A 14,493-nucleotide genomic window follows, 5' to 3' on the forward strand; every position below is an offset into this window, starting at 1 on the left:
CCGGTCAGCCCTGCCGCAGCGCCGGCATCGGCACCGGCACGGCGAGCGCCGTGGCGCCGGCGCCCGCGCCCTTCTCGCAGGTGTTCGGCGGCACGGTGCCGATGCCCCGGGTGGCGGGGCGTTCCGCCGCCCAGAACATGAAGCCCAGCATCCCGGCCGTGCTGCCCGCGCCGTTCGGCGCGACGCTCTGCACGTACGGGGCGGCGGCCTTCTGCACCGAGGTGGCGTAGTCGACGCACTCGGGCAGCGGCTTGCCGCCGTAGGCCAGGTAGACCGCGCCGGTGAACTTGGCCGGGGCGAGCGGAGGCACCGCCGGGCTGTACTGCGGCTTGCCGTCGACGTGCTCCTGCCAGTTCGCCTGGGCCGTGCCGGCCGCCACGGGCCGAGCGGTGACCATGGCGTTGGCGTAGTCGAGCACCGGGGCGCCGGTACGCAGCCAGTCGGCGGTGGCCTTGCGGTTGAGGTCGATCAGCCAGCGGTCGCCGGCGGCCACGTCGATGGTGAGCCGGGCCGGCGCGCGGGCGCCGGTGGCGTCGTAGGGGTGGACGGCCCGGTAGGCGTCGATGAAGGACTGGAGGCCGGCCAGGTTCGGGGCGGTGTTCTGCTCGTAGTCGATCTCGAAGCCGACGCCGAGCCGGGTGGCCACCGCGGCGGCCCGCTGCCCGAGCAGGGTGGGGTTCTCCGCGAGCGCCGCGTCCCAGTCGTCGGTGTAGGTGATGCCGCCGACGGAGAGCATCACCCGGACGCCGCGGCTGGTGAAGTACTGCACGATCTCGCTGGTCATGCCGCGCGGCACCCCGTCGAGGGTGGTGGCGTCGGTGGTCTGGCGCAGCAGGTCGAGCGGGTTGACGAAGCTCAGCACCACGAGGTTGACCGAGGGCCGGCCGTCACCCCGGTCGACCAGCCAGTGGTTCTGGCTGTCGAACTGGGCGACCGTGCGGGCCGTTCCCCAGGTGCAGAAGTCGTCGCCGCAGTGCCAGGCGCCGTAGACCTGGATCGGGGTGGCCGCCAAGGGCGCGGGCGCGGGCTTCGGCGCGGCGACGGCCGGACCGGTGGTGGCGAGGACGAGCAGCAGAGCGGCAAGGAGTACCGAGCGTCGCATGGGGACCTCCCCGACTGTTCAGTACGCCTTGTTTACAGTAAAGCGACGACCTGCGTCAATGCGTCCCGGCGATCTGGTCCAGCACGCGTCGCTGGAAGGCGCGGGCCTCCGGGCCGGCCGGTGGAGGGCCGCCCCGGCGGGCCACGATGGAGCGGCGGATCAGCTCGGCGTCCGGGTCGTCGGCTTCGAGCCGCCGCCCGGCGTCCACCTTGCCCAGCCAGACGCCGTCGCGGCAGCGGACCAGCGCGCGGCAGGCGCCCAGCACCGCGTCCTCGGCGCCCGGGGCAGGGGCGTCGCCGGGCGGGGTGGGCAGGGCCAGCCACCAGCGCAGCGCCTCGACCAGCAGCCGCCGCAGCTCCACCGGCCCGGGATCGGCGAAGACCTCGGCGGCGGGCGGCCCGAGAAGGGCCAGCCCGGACTGGCGCAGGATGCTGCGGTCCAGGGCGTACCAGAACCGCCCGTCGGCGGCGGGCCGGTCGGCGGGGTCGTAGGTGGCCCGGAACGGCATGGTCGCGCCGCTGTTCAGCTCGACCTCGAAGCCCGGCTCGGGGGTGCCGGAGGCGGCCGTGACCCGCCGGTAGACCACCAGTTCGAGCCCTCGCGCCGGGCACGCCAGCGCCTCGTGCCGCAGCCGGTCCACCAGCGCCCGCTTCGCCGGCCCGTCCACCGGCCGGGCGACCACGAGGGCCACGTCCACGTCGCTGCGTCCCGGCTGGTACGCGCCCAGCCCCACCGAGCCGGCCGCGTACGCGCCGACCAGGTCGTCGCCGAGCACGGCCCGGGCCCGCCCGACCAGCTCGTCGAGATAGCGGCGCACGTCGTCGTCCATGCCGGCATCCTGCCGCTCGGCGGCGCGGCGGCGCGGGCCGGGGTCAGTCCGGCGGGTCGGGGCAGCAGACGGTCAGCGCGCCCGGGACCACCTTCACCTTCAGCTTCTTGGCGGTCCCCCGCGCGCCGCCGTCCAGCTCGTACGTCTTCGGCTCGGCGAAGCGGACGGTGACCCTCCGCCCCCGGGTGATCCGGACGAAGGGCGACTCCTCGGACCGGCCGGCGGCCATCCGTCCCAGCGTGCGGGCCCAGTCCACGGCGCCGCTGGCGGTGGACACGCCGATCTCCAGCGCGCCGTCGTCGGGCCGGGCGTCGTCGAAGGCGGGGATGCCGCCGGTGATGGTGCCGACATTGCCGAACAGCACGCAGCTCGCCTCCCCGTCGAACCAGTCCGCGCCGTCGACCCGGATCCGGGTCCGTACGCACTCGCCGCGGACGTGCCGCAGCCCGGTCCAGACGTACGCGATCCGGCCGAGCCTGCCCTTGAGCTTGCGATCGGCGTCGCGGATCAGGTCGCCGTCGAATCCGGCGCCGGCCATCACCGCGAAGTGCTCCCCGTTGAGCCGGCCCAGGTCCAGCTCGCGCCGCCGGCCGTGCAGGGCGATCCGGAGCGCCTCGGGGAGGTCGGCGGGGATGCCGAGGTTGGTGGCGAAGAGGTTGGCGGTGCCGGCGGGCAGGATGCCGATGGGCACGTCCGATCCCGCGAGGGTGTCGGCACAACGCCGCACCATGCCGTCACCGCCCCAGACGAGGACCAGCTCGGCGCCCTTGTCCAGCGCCTTGCGGACCTTCCTCGGCGCCTTGCGGCTCTTCGGCACCTCGTACCAGAGGAGCCGCCCGACCCCGGCGGCGACCAGGCCGGCGCGCAGCTCGTCGAGACCGCCGCCGAAGGTCTTCTTCCGGTGGGCCACGACCGCTACCACGCCGGCCGGCGGCACGCCGGTCTCGGTGGTGGGGCGGTCGGCCGTGCTCGTGCTCATGGCCTTCGTTGGTACCCCGCCGCCCGCTCGCCCACGCCTGCCGGGCGGGGGACACGCCCGATTCGGATCAGCCGCAGGCTGTGATCGACCGACCTCGTTCGGTACAGTACGGGCGATCGCCGGCGTTGCCCGGTGATCGGGGGGGTGCCCGGGATGACGCGAGGCGGCGGACGGCTGACGCGGGTCGCGCTGCGTCTCGGCCTGCTGCTGGGCGGGGTCGCGGCGGTCTGGGGCGTCCACGAGGCCGCCGCCGGCAGCGCCGCGCAGGCGGCCGAGCGTCCCCCGTCCGGCGCCGTCCGCCTGCTCACCGGCACGCTGAGCCCGGTCCTCGACGCGGTGAATCACTCCATCTCCGGCGCGGCGTCGGCACCCGTTTCCGGCGATCGCGCCGGGGCGCGACCGGACCGCCGGGTGGTCACCCGGCCGGACGGCCGCACCGCCGCTCCCGCCACCCGTCCCGGTTCGGCCCGCACCTGGGGATCGGCCGGCCGGCGGACCGCCCCGGACGCCCGCCACCACGATCGGCGGTCCGCCCCGAGCGCCCGCCACGACGGTCGGCGGTCCGGCGCGGACGCCCGCCACGCCGGCCGGCGGTCCGCCCCGAACACCCGCCACGAAGCCCGGCGCTCCGGCGCGGACGCCCGCCACGAAGCCCGGCGCTCCAACGCGGATGCCCACGGCGCCCGGTGGTCCCGTGCGGACTCCCGCGACGGCACCCGCCGGCCGGTCGATCCGCGGCGCGCCGCGACCGGGCCGGAGCGGCGGGCGGGCGGCGGGCTCGGCAAGGCCCTGGCCCCGATCCGCGCGGGGGTGCTCGACCCGGCGGCCGGGGCGCTGCGGCCGGTCACCGACCCGGTGCGGGACCGGGTGCTCGCCCCGGTGGCCGGCGCGCTCCGGCCGGTCACCAGGCCGCTCGGCCCGATTCTCTCCCCCGTGTGGCGAGCCGTGGAGCCGGTGCGCCGGCCACTGGGTCCGATCCTGGCGCCGCTGACGCCCGTGAGCGACCTGCTGCACCCGCCCAGGGGTCCGGTCACCACGCCACCACCCGGCACCAACCCGCCGGGCAAGCCGCCCGGCACGCTGCCCAGCGCGTCGCCGCCGGGCAAGCCGCCCGGCACGCTGCCCAGCGCGTCGCCGCCTGCCGACGCCGCCGGCACCACCGGCCGCGCTGATCGTCCGGCCCCGCGCGGGTCTGCCGACACCTCGGGGGTTCCGGCCCACGCCAACGGCCATGCCGCCGAGGCGGACGCGGGCCTGGCCACCAGAGGTCCGTCGGACGCCATCCGTACCGCGCGGCCGGGCCAGGCCGGCAGCGGACAGCCCTCCCGGCCGGGCCCGACCCAGACGGACGTGGACCGGACCCCGGCGTTGCCGGCCCCGCCGGGTAGCGCGGCGGCCGGGTCGCCGGGCGCCGGTCACGGTGTGACGGCCGTCGTCGGCGCCACCCCCTGGGCCCCGCCGGTGCTGACCGGCGGCCGCAGCGGCCGGGCCGACGACCCGGCGCCGGCGTCGCGCTCGCCGCGCCCGGACACCCGGCCCGCCTGAGCGGCCGGCGGCAGCAACCGCCTGGGCATCCGACGCCCCGGCCTCCGCCCCGCGTCAGTTGCACGGCCGCTCACGGCCGGCGCCGGCCGACCACCGCTCCCGGCGCCTCCCACTTCCGCGATCACCCTGGTGACCAGGAGTTTTCATGAGTACAGCCACACCCGTGGTCCGGGCCCGGTGGTGCGACATCGGCCGGATCGCCGACCTCGTCGCCGAGGCCCTCGCCCCCACCGCCCTCGCGGCCTGGCTCGTCCCGGACGCGCATCGCCGCACCGCCGTGCTGGCCGCCGTGGCCCGGATCTGGACCGAACACGCGATGCTCTTCGGCGACGCGTTCCTTCTGGGGGACGGCACGGCGGCGACCGTGTGGTTCCACCGCTACCGGCCCATCCCGTCGCCGGCCCGGTACGCCGACCGCCTGGCCGCGGCCGCCGGCCCGGACGAGGAGCGCTTCCTGCGGCTCGACGAGGCGCTCGCCGCCCGGCGACCGGCGGAGGCGCACAACCACCTCGCACTGCTGGCGGCGCCCGGCCCGGCAACCCTCCGCCGCGCCGCCGCGGTGCTCGCCGGCGCCCAGCGGTGGATGGACACGCTGAGCCTGCCGACGTACGCGGAGGCGTTCACGGAGACCGACCGGGACCTGTTCCGGCGGCACGGGTACGCCGACCGGGAGCCCTTCGCGGGACCGGGCGACACCACCACCCACCCGATGTGGCGGCTGTCGCCGGTCTGGGCCGAACAGCCCGGCGCCAACGGGCGCTGGCCGGTGCGCCGGATCAGCGGCCGGGCCCGCAACGGCCGGACCGCCGGGTGGGCCCTGAGCTGAGCGGGATCCGGGCCGGGGCGGTCGACGCCCCGACCCGGATCGGTTCAGCGCAGCGGTGGGCTGGCGTACCGCACCAGTTCGAGAGCCTGCTCGTCGAACCAGGCGCCGGCGGCCGGGTCGGCGATGCCGCCGCGCGCCGGGTCGCGCCCGGTGCCGGTGCCCCGGTCGCACTGCCCGTCGGACTGGCCGGGCGTCTTCACCCACAGGAACGCGTCGGCGAGCGGGTCACCGGTGGCCGTGGTGGGCCGCAGCCCGAGCCCCCGGTCGGGTGGGTTGCACCAGGTCTGCGGGTCCGGCCAGCTCACCCCGGCCGGCGGGGTCCACGGCCCCTGCCCGTTGCGGCTGGTGTCCACCACGAAGTGGGCCAGCCGGTCCGCCGGCACGTCGCCGACGTTCTCGGCGTACCAGGCGTCGGTGCGGCCCCAGGTGCTGAAGTCGGCCGGGTCGGCCGGGTAGTACTGGCTGGCGCACCAGTCGAAGTGGCCGCGCGCCCACTCTGGACCCTCGGTGCCGTAGTGGACGCACTTGGAGATCCAGTCGCCGTACTTGAGCTGCCGCTCGGTCGTCTCATAGTTGGAGACGTTGAGGAAGAAGCCGTCGGCCCGGCCGACGCCCGCCTTGACCAGCCGGTCAGCGGCGTCGCCGACCCCGAGCCAGGCGCTGTGCGTGCCGTCGAGGTAGACGCTCGTGCGGGGCAGCGCGGTGAGCTTGTCGACGGCGTAGTTGAGCATCGCGAACCGGTCGGCGGCGGCCGTCGCCGGGTCCGCCTCAGCCGGGCGGCACCAGTCCTGGCTGCCGTTGATGGTGGTGTACCAGGGGATGATGCCGAGGCCGTCGGGCTCCAGCATGACGGCCACCTCGTGGCCGCCGATGCCGCGGGCGAAGGCGTCGATCCACTGCTCGTACTCGGCCACCGAGGTGGCGCCGCCCGCCGAGTACTGCGCGCAGTCGCGGAACGGGATGTTGTAGGCAACCAGCACGGGCACGGTCTTCTTGCCGGCCGCCCGGCGTACCTCGGCGTTGACCGTCCGGCCGACCGCGGCGGCGGATCCGCCGGTCACCCAGACCGCCTGCGGCGTCTGGATCATGGCGCGCAGCCCGGCGGCCTCCCGGCGGTGACCGGCGGCGGTCAGCTCGGCGATCTGGGCCACCGCCCCGTGGTCGGGCCGGGGCGTGTAGAACCGCACGCCGTCGCGGAGTTCGGCGCCGGCCGGTGCGGGCGAGAAGGGCACGGCTGCCGCGAGGGTCGCGGCGACGGCGGCGACACCGGTCAGGGCGCGCCGCCGGAAGGGGGTCAGGGCCACGTCATTGCTCCTGAGGGGGACGGGGGAACGGGTGATGGGAGCGTTCCCGCAGCTCGTCCGAGCCTGCCCGGCGCAGCCGCGACTGTCAATGTCCCGCGCCGGGCCCGCGCGACCAACACCACACCGGATCCGCCGGAGGCCGGTGCCGTCGCCGCAGCTCCGCTAGCCTGCGAGCCGGGCAGGGACACGATTCGGCCGAGCAGTCGGAGGGTATCGGGTGCGGATGCATCAGACCGGTGACCACGACGACGCTTCCGCGACCCCCACCCCAGGGCGGAAGCGTCGACGCCATCGCCTGCTGGTTTTCCTGGCGGTGTTCGCGCTGCTGGCGGGCTCGGGCCTGCTGGCCGGCGGCTACTACTTCGACAGCGTGCCGACGCCCACCGACCTCAAGCTGCCGGAGTCGACCACCGTCTACTACGCCGACGGGCGCACGCCCATGGCGAAGCTGGGCGCGGAGAACCGCACCATCGTCCCGTACGACCAGATGAACGACTCGGCCAAGCAGGCCATCGTGGCGGCCGAGGACCGCACCTTCTGGACCAACAAGGGCGTGGACTTCAAGGGCGTGCTCCGGGCGGCCTGGGCGAACGTCACCGGCGGGCAGCGGCAGGGCGCCTCCACGCTGACCCAGCAGTATGCCCGGGTCGCCGCCGACCTGCGCGGGGTGACCTACTCGCGGAAGCTGCGCGAGGCGGTCGTCGCCTGGAAGCTGGACGACACCTACAGCAAGGAGGAGATCCTCGGCTTCTACCTGAACACCGTCCCGTTCGGCCGGGGCGCGTACGGGATCGAGGCCGCCGCGCAGACCTTCTTCGGCAAGACGGTGCGCCGGGACGCCCCGCCGAAGCAGCAGCTCACCCAGGCCGAGGCGATGGTGCTCTGCGCCATGGTGAAGCAGCCGGAGGCGGACCCGGCCGACCCCGAGGGCTCCCCCGGCTACGACCCCCGGCGCAACGCCCTCGCGAAGCAGAACTCGATCGACCGCTGGAACTACATCCGCGACGGCATGGTGAAGCTCGGTTACCTCACGTCGGAGCAGGCGGCGAACCTCGCGTACCCGGACTCGGTGCGGCCGATCGACCGCGACGCGGGCCGCTCGGACCTGGACCGGCCGACCGGCCTGGTCGTCAACCACGTGCTCAGCGAACTGCGGGATACCGAGGAGTTCCGCGGCAAGTCGGACGAGGTGATCCGCGACGGCGGCTACAAGATCGTCACCACCATCGACAAGCGGGTGCAGGACGCCGCGGAGGCCGCCGCCGACATCCGCCGGGACACCGCGCCGAAGGCGGTCCGGGACCAGCCGAAGAACTGGCAGGCCGCGCTGGTCGCGGTCGAGCCCGGCACCGGCCGGGTGCTCGGCTACTACGGGGGCGGCAGCGGTTCCGGCGCCGACTACGCCGGCTGGTACCGCGACGAGAACGGCCAGGCCCGCGGGTTCGGCCAGCACCCGCCGGGCTCCTCGTTCAAGGTGTACGACCTGGCCGCCGCCGTGGAGAACGGTATCTCGGTGAAGCAGCGGTTCGACTCGCCGGACACCAAGGAGTTCCCCGAGTCGGGGCGGACCAAGGGCAGCGCGGCCGGCCCGATCCGCAACGCCGAACACGCGGCCTGCCAGCCGAACTGCGCGCTCTGGGAGGCGACGGTCGCCTCGCTGAACGTCACCTACTTCGAGCTGACCGAGAAGCTCGGCACCGCCAAGGTCATCGACATGGCGAAGCGGGCCGGGGTCGAGTCGATGTGGGAGACCGTCAAGGGCAACCCGCAGCCCCAGCGGGTGGATCTGCGGAACGAGCCCGCGGACGAGGTGGCCCGCCGGTTCTCCACCGAGGTGGGCATCGGCCAGTACGGCATCAGCGTGCAGGACCACGCCAACGGAATGGCCACGTTCGCGGCCGGCGGCAAGCGCGCCGAGGCGCACTTCGTCCGGTCGGTGACCAAGGGCGACGAGAAGATCTACGGCGAGCAGCTCAAGACGACCGACCTGGGCCTCGACCAGGAGGCGATCAACCAGCTCGACTGGACGCTGCGCCGCGTCAAGGCGGCCAAGCTCGACAACGACTGGGACTCCGCCGGCAAGACGGGCACCTGGCAGGCCGGGCAGAGCACCACCCAGAACGTGCACACGTGGATGGTCGGCTGGACCGGCGCGCTGGCCTCCGCCGTCTGGCTGGGCACCACCGACGGCAAGCCGCTCAAGACGACGGACGGCAGCTACGAGGTCTACGGCTCCACCGGGCCGGGGCCGATCTGGCGGCAGTTCATGGCGGACGCGACCGCGGCGTTGAAGCTGGACCCGGGCAAGTACCGCTTCCAGGATCCGGCGTTCCCGGACGACCCACCGGAGACCAGCGCACCGGCAACGCCGCCGGCGACCTCCTCGCCCACCCCGTCCGCCCGGCCGACCCCGAGCCCGGCGCCGTCGCGCCCGAGCCCCACCCCGAGCGAGCGGCCGACCGCGCCGCCGACCGTCTCCCCCTCGTTCAGCCCGTTGCCGAGCCTGTCGCCGTCGAAGACCCGGCGGCCCCGGTGAGCCCCGGGCCGCCACCGGCGGTGCGATGATCGACGGCGTGGGGGACCCGACGACGGAGGCGATCAGGGCGGCCTGGGCGGCGCTGGGCGGTGACCCGGCCGCCGCGTCGGCGGTGCGGCCGGCCGGCCCCGACGGCGTGCTGCCGGCGCGGCTGCCGGTGACCGGCCTGGCCGTGTCGTGCGTCGCCGCCGCCGGGCTGGCCGCCCTGGAGCTGGCCCGGGAACGCGGGGCCGCGACGGACGGCCCGCTGACGGTGGACAGCCGCGCCGTGGCGGTCTCCTTCACGAGCGAACGGCACCTGCGGGTGGACGGGCGGGCGTTCAGCGGCTTCGCCCCGCTGTCCCGGTACTGGCCGGCCGCGGACGGCTGGGTGCGTACCCACGCCAACTACCCGCACCACCGGCGGCGGCTGCTGGCCGCGCTCGACCTCGACCCGGACCGCCCCGACGACGAGGCGCTGGTGGCGGCGGTGGGCGAGCGGATCGCCGCCCGCCCGGCGGCCGAGGTCGAACAGCGGGTGACCGCGGCCGACGGGCTGGCCGTCGCCGCCCGCAGCCCCGAGCAGTGGGACGCCCACCCGCAGGCCGCAGCCGTCGCGGCGGAGCCCCTGGTCCGGCTGCGCGCCGACGCCCCGGCGGCGGCCCGCCCGGCGCCGCCCGCGCCGCCCGGGCTCCCGGCCGACGGGGTACGCGTGCTCGACCTCACCCGGGTGATCGCCGGCCCGGTGGCCACCCGGTTCCTCGCCCTGCTCGGCGCCGACGTGCTGCGCGTCGACTCCCCCGGGCTGCCGGAGCTGGAGCCGCAGCACCTGGACACCGACGCCGGCAAGCGCTCCGCCCTGCTCGACCTGACCCGCGAGGGCGACCGGGCCCGGTTCGCGGCGCTGGTCGCCGACGCCGACGTGGTGGTCACCGGCTACCGGCCGGGGGCCCTGGACCGGTGGGGCCTCGGTCCCGAGGCGCTGCGGCGGCACCGCCCCGACCTGGTGGTGGCGCGGCTGTCGGCGTGGGGCGGCAGCGGCCCGTGGGCCGGGCGGCGCGGCTTCGACAGCCTGGTGCAGGCCGCCACCGGCATCGCCGAGGTCGAGCGGCAGCCGGACGGCACCCCGGGCGTGCTGCCCGCCCAGGCGCTCGACCACGGCGCCGGCTACCTCCTCGCCGCGGCGGTGCTCCGGGCGCTGGCCCGGCGCGGGAACGACGGGGGCGCCTGGACGGCGGAGCTGTCGCTGGCGCGTACCGCCCGGTGGCTGCGGCACGACCTGCCGGCCGGATCGGCCCCGGCCGGCGCCCCGCCGGACCCCGACCCGTGGTGCGCCGAGCGGGACGCCCCCGCGGGCCGCCTCCGGTACGCGCTGCCGCCGCTCACCCTGCCCGGCGGCCGGCGTACCTGGGCGACCCCGCCGACGCGCTGGGGCGGCGACCCGGCGGCCTGGCCGGCGCGCTGAGCACGGAGGAGGAACCGATGGCGCAGGAACCGCCGGAGCTGGTGGTGCCGGACGCGGACGCCTGGCGGGACTGGCTCGCCGCCCACCACGACGAGCCGGCGGGCGTGTGGCTGGTGCTGGCCAGGCGGGGCACCACCACCCCCACCAGCCTGACCTACGACCAGGCCCTGGACGAGGCGCTGTGCCACGGCTGGATCGACGGCCAGAAGCGGCGCCGGGACGAGACCACCTTCCAGCAGCGCTTCACCCCGCGCCGGCGGCGCAGCCCCTGGTCGGCGCGGAACGTGGGGATCGTCGCCCGCCTGGTCGAGGAGGGCCGGATGCGACCGCCCGGGCTCGTCGAGGTGGAACGCGCCCGGGCCGACGGCCGCTGGGACGCCGCGTACGCCGGGCAGGCCACCGCCGAGGTCCCGGCGGACCTGGCCGGCGCGCTGGCCGGGAACGACCGCGCCCGGGCGATGTTCGAGGTGCTCACGGCCCAGAACCGGTGGTCGATCATCTACCGGCTCGCCAGTCTCAAGCGGGCGGAGACCCGGGCCCGGCGGATCACCGAGTTCGTCGACATGCTGGCCCGGGGCGAGACCCCGCACCCGCAGAAGCGCCGGCCTCCCGCAGCGGACTGATCCCCCGGTCAGCCCGCGAGCACGAGCCGGCGCAACTCGATGTCGAGGGTGGCCGCGTCCACGCCGCCCGGCCAGCCGCGCAGCAGCGCGCCGCCCTTGGCGACCACCACCACGGCCGGGGGCTCGCGGACCGCGTATGACCGCCACACCGTGCCGTCGGCGTCGAGCACCACCGGGTACCCGACCCGGTGCTCCCGCAGGTAACGCTGGACGTCCTCGGGCCGGTCCTCGGTGGCCACCCCGACGAGGACGACCTCGTCGGCGTGGCGGCGGGCCAGCTCGCTCAGGGCCGCCTGGCGATCGGCGCAGACCGTGCACCAGGAGGTGAAGAAGACCAGCACGACCGGACGGTCGGCCCACAGGTCGGCGAGGGCGACCGGGCTGCCGTCGGTGAGCGTGCCGGTGACGGCGGGCGCGCCGGGCGCCCCGGACGGCGCCGGGCGCAGCGCGAGGCCCGCCGGGGCCGGTCCGGGCAGTGCCGCGGCGCCACCGGCGACCGGCGCCGGCCGCGCGGGCGGCTCGTCGCCGCCGGAGCAGCCCGTCACGGCGAGCGCCGCCGCCAGGGCGACGGCGGCCAGGCGGACGGCGTACCCCCGGGTCATGACGGCACCACCGCGACCAGGGCCGGTCCCTCGCTGTCGTTCGGGGTGAGGTCGACCGGCGGGTGACCGTCCACGATCAGCCGGTAGGCGTCCCGCGCAACCAGGTCGACCGGCACGGCGAACTCGCAGTACGTCGGCACGCGCGGCACCTCCAGATCCTCGGCGAAGGTCGCCACCGACCGGCCCGGGGAGAGCGCGCCCTCGGCGAGCGTCCGGCCGGCGGCGTCGACGACCTGGAACGGCGACCGGTTGTGGAAGTGGGTGTAGGGGCCCGTGCCGGCGCACTCGACGCCCGCCGGCCGTATGTTGATGTCGCGGACGAGCACCCGCACGGTCATCGCCTTCCGGGCCTCCTCGGCGTCACCGCACGCGGTGAGCACGCCGGTGAGCAGCGACGGCAGCACCAGCGCTGCCAGCAGGCGGCGCATCTTGTCCTCCTGGTCGTCGGGGCGGGTCCGGGGCGACGCGGCCACGCGGGCCGCGCCGCCCCGGTGCGCGGTCAGCCGAGCTGTGCCCGGGGCCGTTCGACCCGGCACTGGCTGGTCACGGTCCGGCTCGGGTCGCTCTCCGAGGTGGCGGTGAGCGTCACCAGGGTGGTCGCGGTCGCATCGGAGCCCGCGCCGACCGAGACGGCGACCGGGGTGCTGGCCCCGAACTCGGCCGTGGCCAGCTCGTTCGGCAGCTCGACCCGCCAGCCCTGGCCGCCGACGGTCGCCGACAGCCGGTAGACGTCGGACCGCAGGTACGCCCCCGCGTCCTCCGGGTGCGGCTGCTCACCGGCCACGTACGTCCCGGTGTTGGTCAGGTCGAACGTGCAGGTGGCGCCCGTGCCGGTGGGCTGGCCCCGGGTCACCAGGTGGCCCTTGGACAACGCCACCCCGTGCGTGCTCGGCCCGGCGCCGTCGAGCGACCGGACGGCCACCGTGTACGACAGCACCCCGTCGCCGTCCCGGCGCAGGTTGAGCACGTAGAAGTGCAGCCGGTTGGCCTCGTCCACGTACTCGTACTCGCTGCCGGAGTTGGCCCCGGCGTGGAACAGCGCGTCGGACAGCTGCCGGTAGTCGCCCATGGTGATCTTCTGCGGGGTGCCGTTCGGCTGGTAGAAGTCGACCATGTCGATGTCCTGCGGGTTGGCGTCGACCACCCACACGAACGGCGCGCTGTCGGTGTTCTTGGTCTTGCTGATCAGCACGCCGTTGTCCGGGGTGAACGAGTCCGCGCCCAGGCGGTCGACGACCTCGACGGTGTAGTTGTTGTACCGGCCGCCGTCGCAGAGCGGGTCGGTCGTGACGCTGCACGCCGGCGAGCGGTCGGTGTTCATCGCGATGTTGAGGCCGGTGAGACCGCCGGGACCGGCGTCCACGGCGCGGGCGGTCACGTCGGCGACCACCATTCCGGAGGTGGCCAGCCCCTCCCGGGACAGCCGCAGCACGTGCTCCTCACCGAGCAGACCGATCTTCAGCTTGTCCCGCAGCATGTGCAGCGAGCCCATCGAGCCGCCGTTGACCGGTGGGATCTGCCAGCGGGTGTGCGGTCCGCCCGGACCGTTGAACGACCCGCGCGACATCATGCTCCAGATGCCGGTGTACGCGCGGCGCAACGGCGTGCCGTACGGGTTGTTGTAGTTGTCGCCGATGCTCAGCAGGTGGCTCAGCTCGTGGGCGTACACGCCCTGGCCGGAGCTCTCCGCCTGGGTGGAGGAACCGCCCCCGGCGTTGGGCCAGATGGTGGCGGCCGCCTTCCACGAGGTCCACTCGACGTACCGGGTCTTCGCGTAGTTGGGCAGGGTGGGGTCCGGCGGGCCCCACGCGTCCGGCACGTCCTCCTTCGTCTGGAACATCATCTGGCCGAACTCCTGCCAGGTCGACGACTCGTCCTGGCCGGCCGAGAGGATGAAGACCAGCTCGAAGCTGTCGGCCACCGCGTCGCCGACCGCCGCGCGCCAGGCGCCCAGCCCGTCGGTGCGGATGTTCTTGGCGCACGCCTCCCCGGTCGGGCAGGCGCCGGGGTTGAAGCCGTTGTCGATGCCGTACTGGTAGGACTTCGCCGGCATCCGGTACGGGCCGAAGCCGCTCAGGTCCACCCCGTACCGGCCGTTGGAGTCCTGCATCCAGTACTCGTGCAGGGTGTGTCCCCGGTTCAGGTCGCCCGGCTTGTTGAGGAAGTCCGTGTAGAACCCCGCGACCTGGTCGCGCGGCACGTTCGCGGCGGTCGCCTGCGGGTTGCCGAAGACCGTCGAGCCGGCCGGCTGGGTGATGACGAACGGCTGGTCCACGTAGTCCAGCGTGACCAGGGCGATGTTGAAGTTGCGGACCGAGCCGCGCACGGTCGGGTCGGCCCAGTTGCGGCCCGGCACCTGCCGGTAGTCGTCCCAGGTCATCGTGTCGGGGTTCTGCCAGCGCTGGGGGTCGAGCGGCTGGAACGGGGCGGGTCCGGCCGGCGGGTCGCCCGGTGCGGCGGCGGCCGGCCCGGCGGAGCCGGTCGCGACCAGGACGGTCGTGACGGCGGCCGCCAGCACCGAGCGCCACACCGCACGCCTGGTGGGCAGAAGGTGCATCGAGTCACCTCTCAGGTCGGGAGCGGGTGAGGGCGGGACGATCAGGAGGCGCTCGCCGCCCGCATTGATCACGCCCGATTCCGACCCTAGGAGCCGGCCGGCGGGGCGGTCACCGTGCAGATGTCGGCAGGTGGGCCGGCGACTTC

Annotated in this window: 12 protein-coding genes; 5 read left to right on the top strand and 7 right to left on the bottom strand. The window is 75.5% G+C overall.

The genetic code is table 11. The features are described from left to right. Positions 1–4: 4 nt before the first annotated feature. Genes ABZW14_RS14120 through ABZW14_RS14130 form a run of 3 tightly spaced genes read right to left on the bottom strand, consistent with a single transcriptional unit; the run spans position 5 to position 2,910 of the window. Complete coding sequence (locus ABZW14_RS14120) at positions 5–1,102, bottom strand: hypothetical protein (protein ID WP_355345080.1); 1,098 nt, start codon at positions 1,100–1,102, stop codon at positions 5–7. A gap of 55 nt (positions 1,103–1,157) precedes the next feature. Beyond that, on the bottom strand, positions 1,158–1,931 hold the full coding sequence (locus ABZW14_RS14125) for a nucleotidyltransferase domain-containing protein (protein ID WP_355345083.1): 774 nt from the start codon (positions 1,929–1,931) through the stop codon (positions 1,158–1,160). Positions 1,932–1,974: 43 nt separating this feature from the next. Beyond that, positions 1,975–2,910 (bottom strand): diacylglycerol kinase family protein, encoded by a 936-nt coding sequence (locus ABZW14_RS14130; RefSeq protein ID WP_355345086.1) that lies wholly within the window; start codon positions 2,908–2,910, stop codon positions 1,975–1,977. A 153-nt stretch (positions 2,911–3,063) separates the two neighbouring features. Here ABZW14_RS14130 and ABZW14_RS14135 point away from each other — a divergent pair, with 153 nt between their 5' ends. Together ABZW14_RS14135 and ABZW14_RS14140 are read left to right on the top strand one after the other, a co-directional pair. Further along, positions 3,064–4,455, top strand: coding sequence for a hypothetical protein (locus ABZW14_RS14135; RefSeq protein ID WP_355345089.1), 1,392 nt, complete (start codon positions 3,064–3,066; stop codon positions 4,453–4,455). 145 nt (positions 4,456–4,600) lie between these two features. After that, complete coding sequence (locus ABZW14_RS14140) at positions 4,601–5,281, top strand: hypothetical protein (RefSeq protein WP_355345092.1); 681 nt, start codon at positions 4,601–4,603, stop codon at positions 5,279–5,281. A gap of 44 nt (positions 5,282–5,325) precedes the next feature. On the opposite strand, the gene ABZW14_RS14145 is transcribed toward ABZW14_RS14140, so the two are convergent. Further along, on the bottom strand, positions 5,326–6,585 hold the full coding sequence (locus tag ABZW14_RS14145) for a glycoside hydrolase family 6 protein (protein WP_355345095.1): 1,260 nt from the start codon (positions 6,583–6,585) through the stop codon (positions 5,326–5,328). A 223-nt stretch (positions 6,586–6,808) separates the two neighbouring features. On the opposite strand from ABZW14_RS14145, the gene ABZW14_RS14150 reads away from it, so the two are divergent. From ABZW14_RS14150 to ABZW14_RS14160, 3 genes are read left to right on the top strand one after another with little or no spacing between them, the layout of a single operon-like run. Further along, positions 6,809–9,121 (top strand): transglycosylase domain-containing protein, encoded by a 2,313-nt coding sequence (locus tag ABZW14_RS14150; protein ID WP_355345098.1) that lies wholly within the window; start codon positions 6,809–6,811, stop codon positions 9,119–9,121. Between the two features lie 37 nt (positions 9,122–9,158). After that, a complete protein-coding gene (locus tag ABZW14_RS14155) occupies positions 9,159–10,565 on the top strand; it encodes a CoA transferase (protein WP_355345101.1) in 1,407 nt (468 codons plus the stop codon). A 17-nt stretch (positions 10,566–10,582) separates the two neighbouring features. Then, positions 10,583–11,188, top strand: coding sequence for a YdeI/OmpD-associated family protein (locus tag ABZW14_RS14160; RefSeq protein WP_355345104.1), 606 nt, complete (start codon positions 10,583–10,585; stop codon positions 11,186–11,188). Between the two features lie 8 nt (positions 11,189–11,196). Here ABZW14_RS14160 and ABZW14_RS14165 read toward each other — a convergent pair whose 3' ends face one another. The 3 genes from ABZW14_RS14165 to ABZW14_RS14175 all read right to left on the bottom strand — a co-directional run bounded on the left by ABZW14_RS14165 (position 11,197) and on the right by ABZW14_RS14175 (position 14,347). Then, a complete protein-coding gene (locus ABZW14_RS14165; protein WP_355345107.1) occupies positions 11,197–11,790 on the bottom strand; it encodes a TlpA disulfide reductase family protein in 594 nt (197 codons plus the stop codon). Next, the gene (locus ABZW14_RS14170) at positions 11,787–12,218 is read right to left on the bottom strand and encodes a hypothetical protein (RefSeq protein WP_355345110.1); all 432 of its coding nucleotides are present in this window, start codon (positions 12,216–12,218) and stop codon (positions 11,787–11,789) included. The genes ABZW14_RS14165 and ABZW14_RS14170 overlap by 4 nt, the downstream gene beginning before the upstream one ends. 71 nt (positions 12,219–12,289) lie before the next feature. Beyond that, on the bottom strand, positions 12,290–14,347 hold the full coding sequence (locus ABZW14_RS14175; RefSeq protein ID WP_355345113.1) for a M6 family metalloprotease domain-containing protein: 2,058 nt from the start codon (positions 14,345–14,347) through the stop codon (positions 12,290–12,292). Positions 14,348–14,493: the final 146 nt, after the last annotated feature.

It is taken from the genome of Micromonospora sp. NPDC004551, assembly GCF_040609975.1.
GTDB lineage: Bacteria > Actinomycetota > Actinomycetes > Mycobacteriales > Micromonosporaceae > Micromonospora.

Bases quoted from the DNA above. Each gene is read 5' to 3' on its own strand.
- ABZW14_RS14120 (WP_355345080.1), bottom strand. From the start codon at position 1,102: ATGCGACGCTCGGTACTCCTTGCCGCTCTGCTGCTCGTCCTCGCCACC.
- ABZW14_RS14125 (WP_355345083.1), bottom strand. From the start codon at position 1,931: ATGGACGACGACGTGCGCCGCTATCTCGACGAGCTGGTCGGGCGGGCC.
- ABZW14_RS14130 (WP_355345086.1), bottom strand. From the start codon at position 2,910: ATGAGCACGAGCACGGCCGACCGCCCCACCACCGAGACCGGCGTGCCG.
- ABZW14_RS14135 (WP_355345089.1), top strand. From the start codon at position 3,064: ATGACGCGAGGCGGCGGACGGCTGACGCGGGTCGCGCTGCGTCTCGGC.
- ABZW14_RS14140 (WP_355345092.1), top strand. From the start codon at position 4,601: ATGAGTACAGCCACACCCGTGGTCCGGGCCCGGTGGTGCGACATCGGC.
- ABZW14_RS14150 (WP_355345098.1), top strand. From the start codon at position 6,809: ATGCATCAGACCGGTGACCACGACGACGCTTCCGCGACCCCCACCCCA.
- ABZW14_RS14160 (WP_355345104.1), top strand. From the start codon at position 10,583: ATGGCGCAGGAACCGCCGGAGCTGGTGGTGCCGGACGCGGACGCCTGG.
- ABZW14_RS14165 (WP_355345107.1), bottom strand. From the start codon at position 11,790: ATGACCCGGGGGTACGCCGTCCGCCTGGCCGCCGTCGCCCTGGCGGCG.
- ABZW14_RS14170 (WP_355345110.1), bottom strand. From the start codon at position 12,218: ATGCGCCGCCTGCTGGCAGCGCTGGTGCTGCCGTCGCTGCTCACCGGC.
- ABZW14_RS14175 (WP_355345113.1), bottom strand. From the start codon at position 14,347: ATGCACCTTCTGCCCACCAGGCGTGCGGTGTGGCGCTCGGTGCTGGCG.